12 protein-coding genes are annotated in these 15,000 nt (G+C 73.5%); 8 read left to right on the top strand and 4 right to left on the bottom strand.

Annotation, left to right across the window (positions count from 1 at the left end; genetic code table 11):
* Window positions 1–106: 106 nt before the first annotated feature.
* Window positions 107–532 (top strand): MarR family winged helix-turn-helix transcriptional regulator, encoded by a 426-nt coding sequence (locus J4557_RS04055; RefSeq protein ID WP_307799371.1) that lies wholly within the window; start codon window positions 107–109, stop codon window positions 530–532.
* Between the two features lie 20 nt (window positions 533–552).
* Window positions 553–1,803 (top strand): MFS transporter, encoded by a 1,251-nt coding sequence (locus J4557_RS04050; RefSeq protein WP_208264965.1) that lies wholly within the window; start codon window positions 553–555, stop codon window positions 1,801–1,803.
* Between the two features lie 72 nt (window positions 1,804–1,875).
* Here the strand turns inward: J4557_RS04050 and J4557_RS04045 are convergent, their stop codons facing one another.
* Complete coding sequence (locus J4557_RS04045) at window positions 1,876–3,150, bottom strand: MFS transporter (protein ID WP_208264964.1); 1,275 nt, start codon at window positions 3,148–3,150, stop codon at window positions 1,876–1,878.
* Window positions 3,151–3,205: 55 nt separating this feature from the next.
* Here J4557_RS04045 and J4557_RS04040 point away from each other — a divergent pair, with 55 nt between their 5' ends.
* Window positions 3,206–4,168, top strand: a complete 963-nt coding sequence (locus J4557_RS04040) for an ArsR/SmtB family transcription factor (protein ID WP_208264963.1) — start codon at window positions 3,206–3,208, stop codon at window positions 4,166–4,168.
* 100 nt (window positions 4,169–4,268) lie between these two features.
* On the opposite strand, the gene J4557_RS04035 is transcribed toward J4557_RS04040, so the two are convergent.
* Window positions 4,269–5,075, bottom strand: a complete 807-nt coding sequence (locus J4557_RS04035; protein WP_208264962.1) for a DUF8129 domain-containing protein — start codon at window positions 5,073–5,075, stop codon at window positions 4,269–4,271.
* 245 nt (window positions 5,076–5,320) lie between these two features.
* Between J4557_RS04035 and J4557_RS04030 the strand changes: the two genes are divergently transcribed.
* Entirely contained in the window at window positions 5,321–6,286 is a 966-nt protein-coding gene (locus J4557_RS04030) for a 4-hydroxy-3-methylbut-2-enyl diphosphate reductase (RefSeq protein ID WP_208264961.1), read from the top strand.
* A gap of 112 nt (window positions 6,287–6,398) precedes the next feature.
* On the opposite strand, the gene J4557_RS04025 is transcribed toward J4557_RS04030, so the two are convergent.
* Both J4557_RS04025 and J4557_RS04020 read right to left on the bottom strand, forming a co-directional pair.
* A complete protein-coding gene (locus J4557_RS04025) occupies window positions 6,399–6,944 on the bottom strand; it encodes a DUF6542 domain-containing protein (RefSeq protein ID WP_307799369.1) in 546 nt (181 codons plus the stop codon).
* Window positions 6,945–7,000: 56 nt separating this feature from the next.
* Window positions 7,001–8,350 carry a DNA recombination protein RmuC gene (locus tag J4557_RS04020; RefSeq protein ID WP_208264960.1) on the bottom strand — a complete coding sequence of 450 codons (1,350 nt, stop codon included), beginning with the start codon at window positions 8,348–8,350 and terminating at the stop codon, window positions 7,001–7,003.
* Between the two features lie 177 nt (window positions 8,351–8,527).
* Here J4557_RS04020 and ychF point away from each other — a divergent pair, with 177 nt between their 5' ends.
* The 4 genes from ychF to J4557_RS04000 all read left to right on the top strand — a co-directional run bounded on the left by ychF (window position 8,528) and on the right by J4557_RS04000 (window position 14,863).
* The gene (gene ychF / locus J4557_RS04015; protein ID WP_208264959.1) at window positions 8,528–9,619 is read left to right on the top strand and encodes a redox-regulated ATPase YchF; all 1,092 of its coding nucleotides are present in this window, start codon (window positions 8,528–8,530) and stop codon (window positions 9,617–9,619) included.
* Window positions 9,620–10,219: 600 nt separating this feature from the next.
* On the top strand, window positions 10,220–11,263 hold the full coding sequence (locus J4557_RS04010) for a conjugal transfer protein (RefSeq protein ID WP_208264958.1): 1,044 nt from the start codon (window positions 10,220–10,222) through the stop codon (window positions 11,261–11,263).
* Window positions 11,264–11,308: 45 nt separating this feature from the next.
* A complete protein-coding gene (locus tag J4557_RS04005) occupies window positions 11,309–11,599 on the top strand; it encodes a hypothetical protein (RefSeq protein WP_151547330.1) in 291 nt (96 codons plus the stop codon).
* 54 nt (window positions 11,600–11,653) lie between these two features.
* The gene (locus J4557_RS04000) at window positions 11,654–14,863 is read left to right on the top strand and encodes a TcpE family conjugal transfer membrane protein (RefSeq protein WP_208264957.1); all 3,210 of its coding nucleotides are present in this window, start codon (window positions 11,654–11,656) and stop codon (window positions 14,861–14,863) included.
* The last annotated feature ends 137 nt before the right edge of the window (window positions 14,864–15,000 follow it).

Below are 15,000 nucleotides of genomic sequence, written 5' to 3'. Positions count from 1 at the left end.
CGGGCGCCGGGAGGCCGGCGGCGTGTGACGGACGAGACATGCCGGACGGCGCCAATGCTTAGCCCAACTAACTTAGACTGACTAAGTAATTTCGAGGAGAGCGACCGTGACCGTTTCCGAGAGCGCGCTGGCCGAACAGCTCAACCGCAGCCTCCGGCACATCGTGCTGATGCTGCGCCGGGTCAGCGCCGACCAGGCGATCACCAGCCAGCAGCTGTCGGTGCTCGGCTCGCTGGACCACGGGCCGCGCCGCATGACCGAGCTGGCCGCCGAGCACGGCGTCCGGCTCCCCACCATGACCGCGCAGATCAACCGGCTGGAGCGGGACGGCCTGGTCGAGCGCGGCCGGGACGTCTCGGACGCCCGGGTCGTCACCGCCGCGCTCACCGCGACCGGCCGCGAGCGGCTGGCCGCCGGGCGCGAGCAGCGGATCGGCTTCCTCGCCGAGCGGTTCGCGGTGCTGACGGACGAGGAGCGCGCGGCGGTCGCCGCGGCGCTGCCCGCCCTCGACAAGCTCTTCACCGCTCCTTGATCTCTTAAAGGGGGGTCTCCATGCACGCCAAGCCCTCGTCGAACACGAGGCGGCCCTCGTCGAGCACGAAGGGCGGCGGCATCCTCAGGCAGCCGATGTCGGTGTGGGCCACCGCCTTCGCCGCCGTCGTCGCCTTCATGGGCATCGGGCTCGTCGATCCGATCCTGCCCGCGATCGCCGCGAACCTGCGGGCCACGCCGAGCCAGGTCTCGCTGCTGTTCACCAGCTACTTCCTGATCACCGCGGTGGCCATGCTGATCACCGGCTGGGTGTCCAGCCGGATCGGCGGCAAGAGGACGCTGATGATCGGGCTCACCCTCGTGGTGGTGTTCGCCGCGCTCGCCGGGACGTCCGGCACCGTCGGCCAGCTCGTCGGCTTCCGCGCCGGCTGGGGGCTCGGCAACGCGCTGTTCGTCGCCACCGCGCTCGCCGTCATCGTCGGCGCGGCGTCCGGCGGCGCCGAGAAGGCCATCGTTCTGTACGAGGCCGCGCTCGGCCTCGGCATCTCGCTCGGCCCGCTCGCCGGAGCGCTGCTCGGCGACATGAACTGGCGGTTCCCGTTCTTCGGCACCGCGGTCCTGATGGCCGTCGGCTTCCTGCTGATCAGCACGCTGCTCAAGGCGCCGCCGAAGCCGGCGGAGAAGACCCGGCTGAGCGCGCCGATCCGCGCGCTCGGGCACGGCGGGCTGTCCACCACCGCGTTCACCGCGCTGTTCTACAACTACGCGTTCTTCACCATCCTCGCCTTCACCCCCTTCGTGCTCGGGATGAGCGCGCACGGCATCGGCCTGGTGTTCTTCGGCTGGGGCGTCATGGTGGCGCTGGCCTCGGTGTTCGGCGCGCCCGCGCTCCAGCGCCGGATCGGGACGGTCCGCGTCATGTACCTCGGGCTGGCGCTGCTGGTGCTGTTCCAGCTCGGCCTGGCCTTCCTCGGGCACGACGGGATCGTCGCCTGCACGATCCTGTCCGGCATCCCGATCGGGCTGAACAACACCGCGTTCACCGAGGCCGCGATGGAGGTCTCCGACAACCCGCGGCCCGTCGCGTCCGCCGGGTACAACTTCGTACGGTGGATGGGCGGCGCCCTCGCCCCCTACTTCGCGACGAAGCTCGCCGAGGAGGTCAACCCGCACCTCCCGTACGTCGTCGGCGCCGCCTGCTGCGCCGTCGCGATCGGCGTCCTCGTGGTGCGCCGCCGCCACCTGGCGCCTCTGGAGCGCGTCGACATCGACCACGCCTTCCAGGACGAACCGCTGCCCGCCCAGGCGTGATCGCGGGCGGCGGCGTCGCGTCAACGATCACCCGCGCGGCGGCTCGCCTCCGGTGCCGCCGCCGCGCGGGTGTCAGCGCGCCCGCCCCGCCTCCGGCGCCGCTTCCAGGGCCGGAACCCCGAACGGCCGGTGCGCGGCGGCCCAGCGCGTCGCCGGGACGAACGCGACCGCCGCCACCAGGAAGACCGCGCCGAAGACGACCCAGCCGCCCATGCCGTGGCGCAGTGCCGTCTGCGTGACGACGAGCGGCCCGAGCAGCACCCCCGCCGCGAACCCGCTGTTGAAGACCCCCTGGTAGACGCCGTGCGCGCGCTCGTCCGCCAGCTCGTAGCTGAGCGCCCAGGTGCCCGCCGCGCACAGCACCTCGCCGACGGTCTGGACCACCAGCGCCGCCAGGATCAGCAGGGACGCCGTCCACGGCTCCGGGCCCTTGGCCAGCCCGAACAGCAGGCAGCCGGCCGCCATGAGCGTCCCGGCGCGCAGGCACGCCCGCGCCGCGACCCGCGGGTCCTCGACGCCGCGGCTCATCCGCACCTGCAACGCGATGACCAGGACCGTGTTCACCACCAGGCAGGCCGAGACGAGCAGCCGCGGCGCGTGCGTCTCGCGCGTCACCCACAGCGGCACGCCGACCTCGAGGATCCCCTGCTGCAGCACCAGCACCCCGCCCAGCACGGTGATGACCAGGTACGGGACGTCGGCCAGCGCGCCGAAGCCGGCGCCGCCGGACGCCGCGTCCCGCGCCGGACGCACCGCCGGGACCCGCGTCAGCAGGAGCGCCGCCCCCGCGAACGTCACCGCGTCGAGCACCACGATCGTCCGGTAGGCGGACGGGGTGTCCACGACCAGCGCCAGGGACGCCAGCGCCGCCCCGACACCGACGCCGGTGTTGGTCATCATCCGCAGGAACGCCCGTCCCGGCATCCGCAGCCCGGGCGGCAGCGCGTGCGCGACCAGGGCGTTGCGGACCGCGCTCGCGCCCCGGTCCAGGAACGTGACGCCGCAGATCAGCGGCACCGCCGACCAGAACGAGTGCACCTGCGTGTAGCCGAGGATCAGCACCCCCTCCGCGCCCAGCAGCGCCACCACCGTCGGGCGCGCCCCGAACCGGTCGGCGACGCGGCCCATGGGCACCCCGGCCGCGATGCCGAACACCCCGCCCAGCGCCAGCGCGACGCCGACCTGGGACGGCGACATGCCGACCGCGCGGGTGAACAGCAGCGCGCTGGTGGTCATGAAAAGGCCGTTGCCGAGCGTGTTGACCAGCATCGCCGCGGCCAGCACCCGGATCACCGGATGCCGCGCCAGGGCGGCCACGCCCGGGGGAGCGGAGGGGATCGTCGTCATGCGGCCATCCCAGCCGCGCGGCCCGCCGGCGGGAATGGATTTAGGATTCTGCTCAATGTACGAGTTCAGGCTCGGCATCCAGGACCTCGCCGAGACGTCGTTCGGGATGTCGCCGCTGTTCGAGCTGGTGTTCAGCCTGCGTCCGCGCGTGTTCCCGGCCAAGCACCCCGAGCACCTGCCCTGGGTGCGGGAGACCGCCGCCGCGTACGCCCGGCTCGACACCGCGCTCCTGGACGTCCTGTTCGCGCCGCACGGCTGGATCCCGGACTTCCTCACCCCCCGCCCGGCCGGGATCGGCAACGAGATCGCCGACGACCTCGCCGTGCTGCGGCAGACGCCGCCGGACGCCGTCCGGCACGACATCGCCGCCGCGTACCGGCACGTGCCCGTCCCGCCGGTGCTGAGCGGCGATCCGGCCGCCGTCCTCCACCGGATCTGCGCGGCGTTCGCGGCGTACTGGGACGCCTGCGTCGAGCCGTACTGGGCCCGGATGCGGGCGGTCCTGGAGGCCGACCTCGCGCACCGGGCCCGGCGGCTGACCTTCGGCGGGGCCGCCGCGCTGTTCGCCGAGCTGGACGACCGGATCAGCTGGACGCCGGGGCTCGTCCGGCTCGTCATCCCCTCCGGGCTCGCGCCCGAACGCGCCGTGGACGTCGCCGGACGCGGGCTCGTCCTTGTCCCGGGCCTGTTCCTGCGCGGTGCGATCACCATGATCGAGGATCAGGGGCCGCCGCTGATCTGCTATCCGGCGCGCGGCCGCGGCGCGGTGTGGGAGCACGCCGCCCCCGAGGGCCCCGCCGCGCTCGCCGCGCTCATCGGCGCGCGCCGGGCGGAACTCATGGTCATGCTGGCCGCGCCCGCGTCCACCACGGACCTCGCCCGGCGGCTCGGCGTCACGCCGGGCGCCGTCAGCCATCATCTGGCCGCCCTGCACGCGGGGGGGCTCCTGAACCGCACGCGCGCCGGACGGTCCGTCCTCTACATGCGCAGCCCGCTGGGGGACCGGCTCGTCCGTTGAACCCGGGACCGCCGCCGGAAGGCCCGTGCCGCGGCGCCGTGAACGCGCCGAGGCCCGTCCGGAACACGGCCGGACGGGCCTCGACGCGTGCGCTCCCGGGTCAGTTGAGCCCGTTGAGCTTGGCGATCCGGTTCTCGTACATCTTGATCACTTCCGGGCGGGCGGCGTGCTTGCGCTCGTACTCGCGCAGCAGCTTCACCTGGTCCGCCGACAGCCCCCGCAGCCGCGCGCGCAGCTGCGGCAGCGTGGCGTCGTCGTAGTTCGGCACCGGCAGGCCCTCCGCCGCCCGCTCGGCCTCCGCCGGCGCGGCCGGCCTCAGCTCGGGCTTCGGGTCGAACGGGCCCTCGTCCGCGGCCTTCTCCGCCGGGGGCGCGGGCGTCGGGTCCGCCTCCGGGACGGGGTTCGGAGCCGGCTGGGCCTGCGCCTCCGGCTCCGGACGCGGCTCGGCGGGCTTCGGCTCCGGCGCCGGCTTCGCGACCGGAGCGTCGTCCTGGACGGGCTTCGGAGCGGGCTTCGCGGCGGGCTTGCCGACGGAGATCTCCCCGTCGGCGGCCCGGCGCTGCGCCGTCCGGACCGTCCCGCGCTCCGCCGCCGGCCTGGCCGGCCGGGTGCGGGTCCGAGGCCGGGGCTCCGGCTCGGGCTCCTCCCCGCCGCGGACCGTCTCCACGACCTTCCCGACGACCTTCTCCGCGGTTTGCCGGACGTCGGCGCGCAGCCGACCGATCACCGGGCCGACGCCCTCGCCCTCGGTGATCTCCTTGTAGTCGCGGCTCATCCGGTCGCCGAGCAGGAGCGCCCGGCCCACACCGAACATGGCCAGCCGGACGGCGTGCAGCGGGAGATCGCGGACCTGCTCGCCCACCGCGTCCTGGACCTGCTGCTTGAGGCGGCGCGGCGTTCTCGTCATGGTCATTCCTCTTCCTGCCGTCCTGATCACGCACATGCGGCAATCGTGGTCTCGTGTCTCACTCTGCCCCATGGGTGCGAGGAGGGTCACCCCGGGTTAATGGAATTCTGTCCAAAAGCCGCGTGGAGTGGGTCACACAGCGGGCTTCACCAGAGCTTTACCCGTTTTCCCGGCGATCTCCCGCCGCCCGGCGCGCCGCGTCCCGCCGTGCACGGCGCGGACGGGGCGGCTCGTACGATGGAGGCATGACCGCCAACAGCCAGCGCCGTGTCCTGCTCGCCAAGCCGCGTGGTTACTGCGCGGGCGTCGACCGCGCCGTCCAGACGGTCGAGATCGCCCTGGAGAAGTACGGGGCGCCGATCTACGTCCGCAAGCAGATCGTGCACAACGTCCACGTCGTCAAGACGCTGGAGGAGCGCGGCGCGATCTTCGTGGACGAGACCGAGGAGGTCCCGGAGGGCGCCATCGTGGTGTTCTCCGCGCACGGCGTCGCCCCCGTCGTCCACGACGAGGCCCGCGGCCTGAACCTGCGCACCATCGACGCCACGTGCCCGCTGGTGACCAAGGTCCACAAGGAGGCCGTCCGGTTCGCCGCGCAGGACTACGACATCCTGCTCATCGGCCACGAGGGGCACGAGGAGGTCATCGGCACCACCGGCGAGGCGCCCGACCACATCCACCTCGTCGACGGCCCCGACGACGTCGCCAACATCACCGTCCGCGACCCGGAGAAGGTCGCCTGGCTGTCGCAGACCACCCTCTCGGTGGACGAGACGATCGCCACGGTCGAGAAGCTCCGCGAGCGCTTCCCCAAGCTGATGGACCCGCCGTCCGACGACATCTGCTACGCCACCCAGAACCGGCAGACCGCCGTCAAGGAGATGGCCGCGCGGTCGCAGTTGGTCATCGTGGTCGGCTCCACGAACTCCTCCAACTCCGTCCGGCTGGTCGAGGTCGCCAAGGAGCACGGCGCCGACAACGCCTACCTCGTCGACTACGCCGAGCAGATCGACCCGGCCTGGCTGGAGGGCGTCGACGTCGTCGGCGTGACCAGCGGCGCCTCCGTGCCCGACGAGCTCGTCCAGGGCGTCCTCGCGTGGCTGGCCGAGCGCGGCTTCGGCGAGGCGGAGGAGATCGAGTCCGTCGAGGAGCGGATGCGCTTCTCCCTCCCGAAGGAACTCCGCAAGGACCTGCGCGTCACCCCGGTCTAGCCGACCTCCGGGCGCCACTCAGTCGGGTCATGGTGGGGGGATCCCCACGCCCCCGCGCGAGGTCGGCTGAGCGTCGCCCTGCAATCCGCCGGCGCTCCGCTCTGGGCGCCGCTCAGTCGACGTCACCGTGGTGCAGGCGGCGCTCGGCGGTCGTGGTGGGGGACTCGTCCCAGCGGACGGGGTTCTCGTTGTCCTCCTTCTCGAACAACCGGACCCCGACGAGCTTGCCGCGCAGCTCCCGCACGTTCGCCGGCAGCCCCCGGAACACCGTGATCACCAGGACCAGCAGCGTGCCGAAGAACAGCCACGGCGCCGTCGACGCCAGCGACGTCAGCAGCCCGACCGTGAGGGCGCGCAGCAGCGAGCCCTGCCCCAGCGCGTCCACGATCTCCGCGAGGACGGTCGCGAAGAAGAACACCAGCGGCGGGCTCACCGCGATCGTCAGCAGGTCGGCCGGGCGGGTGGCGAACGCGGCGAGCGCGCAGGCGATCGCGAAGCCCGCCCCGGCCAGCAGCCCGACGCCGAGCCACCGCGACAGCAGCGCGCACACCAGCGCCGCGCCGAACATGAGCACGACGCCGCCGCGCCCGGTCAGGGTGACGGCGCCCGACCCGGCGGCGTGCGAGCGGCGCGAGGAGGCGGCGCGCTGACGTCCCACTGGACCCCCTGAGGCCGGCGAGGCGCCGCCGGGCGCGTCGCGTGCCGTCGATGAGCTCATGGCCACCTCTCTCGCCGATCATCTTGATCAGGGATGGCCCGTCCGCCGAAACCTACCGGTTCCGACGCCGCATCAGGCCGAGGCCGCTCCTCGTCGCCGAGGGCACCGCGACCGGAGAGCCCCCGGTCGTTAGGACGGTCCTCGTGCGCCGTCAGTTCGGCCGCCGAGAGAGCGCGCGGACTCTCCTCCACCGGCTGAGGGCCGTCCAGGGACTCGTCCACGACGCCCAGCTCGTTCAGCTTGCGGGCGCTGACCAGCACACGCGTCTCCAGCGAGCCCACCGTCCGGTTGTAGGACGTGATGGCGCCGGTGAGCGCCCGGCCCAGCTCGTCCACGTGCCGGCCCATGGTGCCGAGGCGCTCGTACAGCTCCTTGCCCAGCTCGAACACGGCGCGGGCGTTGCGCGACAGCGCGGCCTGCTGCCACGCGTACGACGCCGTCCGCAGCATGGTGATCAGCGTGGTGGGCGTCGCGATGTGGACGCGCCGCCGCATCGCGTACTCCAGCAGGCCGGGATCGCGGTCCAGCGCGGGCGCGAGGAACGCCTCGCCGGGGATGAACAGCACGACGAACTCCGGCGCCGGGCTGAACGCCTGCCAGTACGACTTCGCGGCCAGCCGGTCGACGTGGTCGCGCAGGTGCCGGGCGTGGGCGTCCAGCCGGACGGGGTCGCCGGTCTCGGCGGCCTGCAGGTACGCGGCGAGGGACACCTTGGAGTCGACCACGATGCTCTTGCCGCCGGCCAGCCGCACCACCATGTCGGGCCGGACCGTCCCGTTCACGGTGGCCGCGCTCGCCTGCTCGTCGAAGTCGCAGTGATGCGCCATCCCGGCGAGCTCCACGACCCGCCGCAGCTGCAGCTCGCCCCACCGGCCGCGCGCCTCCGGCCGCTGCAGCGCCCGCACGAGGCCCTGCGTCTCCCGCCGCAGCTGGTCGGAGCTCTGCCGGACGAAGTCGACCTGCTTGGCGAGCATCGCGTGCGACTCGCGGCGGCCCGTCTCGACCTCGCGGAGCTGCTCCTCCACCCTCGCGAGCGTGTCCTTCAACGGCGCGACCAGGTGCTCGACGGCCTGCTGGCGGCGCTGCAGGTCGCCCGCCGCCTCGACCCCCGCCGCCTTCAGCCGCGCGTCCGCCAGCTCCAGGAACCGCTGGTTGCTGGCGTCCAGCGCCTTCGCCGACAGGTTCTCGAAGTGCTCGGCCATCCGCTCCTCGGCGTAGGCGAGCTTCTCCTCCGCCGCCCTGGCCCGCGCGATCAGCGCGCCCTGCCTGCTCGTCGCCAGCGCGTACCCGGCGACGACGCCGAAGACGGCGCCGACGAGAAGTCCGGCGAAGAGCGCGAGGTCCATTACTTCATCGTGACAGCGGACTCGCGAAGCGCGACCGCGACGCGCCGGATCACCCGCCGGAGCGGACAATCCGTTCACTGTTCGCCAACCGTCCGGGTCACCGGGCCGCCGGCGACCCCGGTCCCGTCCGCCGTCCGGCAGCCCGGGGGGTCCGCGGGGTCCGTAAACTTGACCGCCGTGAGCCTCTCCATCGGAATCGTCGGGCTGCCCAACGTCGGCAAGTCCACCCTCTTCAACGCGCTGACCAAGAACGACGCGCTCGCCGCCAACTACCCGTTCGCGACCATCGAGCCCAACGTCGGCGTCGTCGGGGTGCCCGACCCGCGGCTCGGCGTGCTGGCCGAGCTGTTCGGCTCCCAGAAGATCATTCCGGCGACGATGGAGTTCCTCGACATCGCGGGCATCGTCAAGGGCGCGTCCGAGGGGCAGGGCCTCGGCAACAAGTTCCTCGCCAACATCCGCGAGACCAACGCGATCTGCCAGGTCATCCGCGCCTTCGAGGACCCCGACGTCACGCACGTGGACGGCGACGTCGCGCCGTCCCGGGACATCGAGACGATCAACACCGAGCTGATCCTCGCCGACCTGCAGACGATCGAGAGGGCGCTGCCGCGGCTCGACAAGGAGGCGCGGACCAAGAAGGACAAGGACAAGCTCGCCGTCGTCGACGCCGTCAACGCCGCGCAGAAGCTCCTCGACGACGGCATCACGCTGTTCGCGGGCGCCGAGAAGGCCGGCATCGACCTCGCCCTGCTGCGCGAGCTGCACCTGCTCACCGCCAAGCCGTTCCTCTACGTCTTCAACCTCGACGAGGGCGAGCTGACCGACGAGGCGCTGCGCGGCCGGCTCCGCGACCTGGTCGCGCCCGCCGAGGCGATCTTCCTGGACGCCAAGATCGAGGCGGAGCTGATCGAGCTCCCCGACGACGAGGCGCTCGAACTGCTCCAGAGCATGGGCCAGGAGGAGTCCGGCCTGTCGCAGCTCGTCCGGGTCGGGTTCGCCACGCTCGGCCTGCAGACGTACCTGACCGCCGGCCCCAAGGAGTCGCGGGCCTGGACGATCCGCAAGGGCGCCACGGCGCCCGAGGCCGCCGGCGTCATCCACACCGACTTCCAGCGCGGCTTCATCAAGGCCGAGATCGTCTCCTTCGACGACCTCACCGAGGCCGGCTCGATGGCCGCCGCCCGCACCGCAGGCAAGGTGCGCATGGAGGGCAAGGACTACGTGATGCAGGACGGCGACGTCGTCGAGTTCCGCTTCAACGTCTGAGCCGCCCGCGCCCCGGCCCGCCGCGCCGCCTCCGTGCCGGCTCCGTGCCGTCTCCGTGCCGTCTCCGTGCCGTCTCCGCGCCGCCTCCGTGCCGGCTCGCCGGCGTCCGCGCGCCCCGACCCGCCGCGCCCTTCACGCCAGGCCCCACCGGACGAGTGGGGCCTGGCGCGCGTCCGGGGTCTTGTGTGATTTGCGATACAGGTGTTGCATGTGGGATCGCTCCCCAGGTCACCGCGTGTTCTGTGGCGATATGTCCCAAAGTCGACACTTTGCCGGATTCGCTCGGAAACAGATTGCGGTCGGAACGGACACCCGGTAACCAAGCAACTGCCGAGTCGCGCCGCTTGCCGGAAACCTGGTCAGGCGCACCGTTCGGAGCCTTGGATAGGGGATCGTCACCGTTTGGCAATCTTCCCCGTTCCTGTTGAGCTGGATTGCATTATCCGCAACCGCGTGCCGGGGGTGTGCTTCGCCGCGATGCGCTGGAACAATTGACGCTCGTGGTTACGCTGGGCCCGAGGTGGGGTTCAGAAAGGACCACCGCACAGGACCCAGGCAACAGACCGCGCCGACCGGGGGCGAGGCGCGAGCGGAGGCAGGATGGCTCGCAGGTCGGCCGTAGGACGCGGCCGTGACACGGCCGTGGTCGAGGAGACGGCGGCGCCCGCGGCGCTCGCCGCGTCCGCCGACCCGTGGGACGCGCCCGCGCCCGAACGGCGCCGCGGCCGCTCCGGCGGATCCGGCGACGGCCGGCGCGGCGGCGGACGCTGGGGCGGCTCCGGCGGCCGCTGGTGGGTGTGGGTCGGGCGCGCCGTGCTCTGGGCCCTCATCCTCGTCATCCTCGTCAACGGCATCCGCGCCCCGTTCGAGCGCTTCACCGCCAAGAACGGCGACTCGGCCGGCACCGGCGCCACCGCCAAACCCGGAAAGGGCACCGGATTCCCGAGCAGCGCCGCCGGCGCCTTCGCGCTCCAGTTCGCCAACGTCTACCTGAACTACGACCAGAAGAACGCGCCCGCCCGCGAAGCCCAATTGCGCACCTTCCTGCCCGACGGCGCCGACGCCCAATTCGGCTGGAACGGCGTCGGCACATTGCAGGTCCAGTCCGTCCAGGTCGCCGGAGTCGACGCCCGCGACGCCCACAACGGCACCGTCACGGTCCTCGCCCGCACCGCCGACAAGTGGCTCCGCCTTTCCGTGCCCGTCTACGCGGCCGACGGCGGCGCGCTGGTCGTCTCGGGACGGCCGGCGCTGCTGCCCCCGCCCACCAAGGCCGCGCTCCCGCAGGGCGGCGTCCAGGACCGCGACACCGCCCTGGAGAACGAGCTCCAGCCGTTCCTCGGTACGTTCTTCCAGGCGTACGCGTCCGGCGACCAGGCCGCCCTCTCGCGGTTCTCCGACGGGACGCCGATCGCGGGCCTCGCCGGCTCCGTCAGCTACGTCCAGGTCAAGGAGGTCGTCGCCCCCAAGGGAGCCGCCGACGAGCGGACCGTCACCGCGACCGTGGGCTGGCAGCTGCCCGGCGCCGCGGGCTCCGGCGGCGGCGGCGAGCTCGACCAGGCCTACGAGCTCACCGTGGTGAAGAAGGGGACGACCTGGTACGTCAGAGACATCCGCGGCACCACGGAGCCGAACGCATCATGACCGCAACCCCCACGACATCCGCCGTCCCAGAGAGGTGATCAGTCGATGCTGCACCACATCATGGCGTCGATTCCGCACGAGGTCTGGGCGGAACCGCAGAAGAACGACGAACTCAACACCGGCAATCTCGCCGACTGGCTGCGCAACATCTTCGGCCCGCTCTTCCTCGTCATCGTCTCCATCGTGGCGATCTTCTTTCTGTTCACCCGGGAGATCACGCGTTTCGTCCAATTCATCGTGCTGGCGATAGGAATCGGAGTGGTCTTCTACGTGCCGAACATCATCGAGACGACCGCCCGGGCGATCGCCAAGGCGCTCGGGGTGGACGCCACCTGACCACGCGGAGGTCGGCAGGCGGCACCGTGCTCGCGCAGTTAGGGGAGTAGGGGCGTGGATCTACCCACGTACACGAACATTTGGCGCATCGAGAAGCGGCTGTACAAGCTGTACGACCTGCGGCTTCCGATGCCGCTGCCGCTGGTCCAGATCGGTGTGTTCCTCGGCGTGTTCGTGCCCTGGATCCTGCTGCTGAGATTCGCCGGGATCCCCTTCAAGTCCCCCTGGCACGTCCTGTACATCGTCCCGCCCGGCGTGCTGACCTGGCTCGCGACCCGGCCCGTCATCGAGGGCAAGCGGCTCACCGAACTGCTCCTCTCCCAGACCCGCTACCTCGCCGAACCGCGCACCTGGTGCCGCCTCACCCCGATCCGCGAGCCCCGCGAGGTCGTCGTCGTCGCCCGCGTCTGGCGCGGCGCCGAGGCCCCCGCCCCGGTCGCCGCCCCCGAGCGCGCCGCGGTCAAGTCCCGCCGCCGCGCCCGCAAGGCCGCCGCGGAACCGGCACCGGCCGCGGCCGGCGCGGCCGTCTTCGCTCCGCCGCCCGCCGCCGTCCCCACCGCGGCGTCCCTGGTTCCGGGCCCCGCCGTCGCCGACGGGCCCGTCCCGCTCGCCGACTACGCCGCCCAGTTCGACGTCCCCGCCCCCGCGGCCCCCGCGGCCCCCGCGGCACCCGCCGCGCCTCCCGCACCTGTGGCGCCCGTGGCGCCCGCGGCCTCCGGGGCGCCCGCGCCCAAGCCCTGGCGCCGCACCGACCGCGACATCTCCCACGAGGACGACGTCCAGCTCGAGCCGCACCTCGGCGAGTTCGAACGCCCCCCGGCGACGCCCCGGCTGGAGGTCCCCCCGTCCTCGGCCGGCTCCGGGAAGCGCGGCCTCGCGTCCGGTGTCCGCCGGCCCGGGGCGTCCGCCGAGATCTGGCCCGCCGTCCCCCCGAGCACCCGCCCGGACATCCCCCAGCAGGCTCCCGCCGCCCCCGCCTCCTTCGGCAGGCCCGTCCCCTTCGCGAAGGCCGAGACCCCCGCCCCGCCCCCGCCCGCCGGTCAGGCGCCCGGCGCCCACCCGGTGCCCCTGCCGTTCGGCCCGGGCGGGACCGACGACCCGGCCGCCCGGCAGGCGCGTCCCGAGGAGTCCCCGAGCCCAAGCGAAGAGACCCCCGCGACGACGTCGTCCGCCCCAGGCCCCCACGAAGCCCCGGTGGCGGGTCCGGCGCCCGCCCGCCCCGCGCCCGAGGCCGCCGCAGAACGCGCGCAGGAGTCCGGGCACGCGGACGAGGCCGGAGCCGCTGACCCCGCGCCGCCCGCACAGGAGCCTGCGGCTTCGCCGGGCCACGGCTCCGCAGCAGCCGGTACGGCCGGTGGGCGGGAGTCCGGGCACGGCGACGAGGACCGGACGACGGAATCGCCGGCGCTCGCCAAGCCCGCCAAGGCCGAAACCGCCGGCGCCGCTGAGCCCTCGGCGTCCGCGCCGGAGCCGGAGGCCCCCGTCGCAGGCGATGCCGAGCGCCCGGCCGCCGCGCAGGAGGCGCAGCGCACGGACGAAGCCGGAACGGCCGGTTCGCCGGTCGAGGATCCTGCGCCCGTTGCCGCCGCCGAGGCTTCTCCGACCCCGGCGGGACGCGACGACGCCGCCGAGCGACCGGCGGCTGCCGTCGAGCCCATACGAGGCCGTCGGCGCGGACGCAAGGCAGCCGAGCTGTTCGGCGGCGAGCCCGGTGACAAGAAGGTCGCCGGGTGGAAGGAGGCGGCGTCGCGGAGGGCACCCGCCCCGCCGCCGCAGCGGCCCGCACCTCAGCAGCCGGTCCAGCAGCAGCCGGTCCAGCAGCAGCCCCCGGCGGCGCAGGGACCGACGCGGCCGGATCTGCCGCAGCAGGTTCCGCAGCGGGGCGGGCCTGGCGCGCCCGCGCAGCCGCCGATGGTGCGGCCGCCCGCTCCGACGCGGCCGGACGTCCCGATGCAGGGCCGGCCCGCCGCTCCCGTCGCGCCCGCCGCGTTCGGCGGCACGCAAGGCGGACCCTCGGAGGAGAACGAGTGGCGCCCCGCCAAGCAGGAGCAGGACGCCGGGACGCCGCGCCTCGAAGCGCCGCGGCCGTGGTCGAAGGGGCTGTCCAAGCCGCTGCGTCCGGCGACCACCGACAACACGCCGTGGCCGCCCGTCCCGGAGCCGGGGAGGGCGCCGGAGGCGTACACGGAACTGCCGCCCCAGGGCGTGCCGATCCAGCCGCCGCCCCAGCAGCCGCAGCCGCATGTGCCGCAACCGGCGGAGGAGCAGGCGCCGCCGCGGGAGGTGCGGTCGCAGCCGCAGTCGCCGGTCCGGCCGAGGCCGCTGCCGCCGCCCCCGTCGCCGCCCGCGCACGGCCCCGCGATCACGCCGCCGGGACCGGACCACGAGGTCACGACCGGCGGACTGCGCCGCCTCATCCAGGCCGTCGGCGGCGGGCACGGCGAGGTCGACGCCGAGTACCAGCAGCGGCTCCAGCAGCCGTTCCACGGGACGCGGCACGTCGTGGTGCTCGGGTGCACGGGCGGCGCGGGGCAGACCGTCACCGCGCTGATGCTCGGGCACACGTTCGCGCAGCACAACGGGGAGCCGGTCGTCGCGATCGACGTGAACCCGGGGCCGGGCGCGCTGGCGCGGCGGACGCGCAGCGAGACCAACGAGACGCTGACCTCGCTGATCACCCGCGCCGACCAGGTCGGCAGCCTCACCGCGATGCGCCGCTACACCTCGCAGGCCAAGTCCGGCCTCGACGTCATCGCGGCCGGCAAGAACCCGCTGCAGGCGCTCGACGACCGCGACTACGCGCTGGCGATCCGGACGATCGACAAGTTCTACTCGGTGACGCTGCTGGACACCGCGGCGGCGATCGTCGCGCGCGTCCTGCCGTACGCCGACCAGATCGTGCTGGTCGCGCCGGCCAGCGCGGACGCGCCGCGCGCGGTGGCGATGACGTTCGAGTGGCTGGACGGGCACGGGTACGAGGAGCTCCGCTCCCGCGCCGTCACGGTCATCAACGGGGTGAGCCGCCGCAGCATGGACGACGTCGAGCAGGCGGAGGCGGTCGCCCGGGGGCGTTGCCGTGCCCTCGTCCGCATCCCGTGGGACGATCACCTCAGCATGGACCGCGCGCCCCGCAACGAGCTGAAGTCGTTGCGCGCGCCGACGCGCCGTGCCTATCTTGCCCTCGCCGGTGTGGTCGCCGGCGGGTTCACGGTCGTGCCCGAGCGTTACCAGGAGCTTCAGCAGGAGCAGGAGGCCACCCGATGAGCGCCCCTCGCGGGCACCGAGCCGGCCGGACGGGCGCGAGCGTGGCGGGCGCGCCTGTCGTTGATGTCCGCCCGGATTGTGAACACTCTCCCCGCCAGCCCTTCGCAGCCGCACGCCGATCGGGAGAATCATTGGTC

Origin of the sequence: Actinomadura nitritigenes (genome assembly GCF_017573545.1) — a bacterium.
GTDB classification, from domain to species: domain Bacteria; phylum Actinomycetota; class Actinomycetes; order Streptosporangiales; family Streptosporangiaceae; genus Spirillospora; species Spirillospora nitritigenes.
Note: the sequence above shows the minus strand (reverse complement) of the source record. Positions and strands in the feature narration are given on the sequence as shown.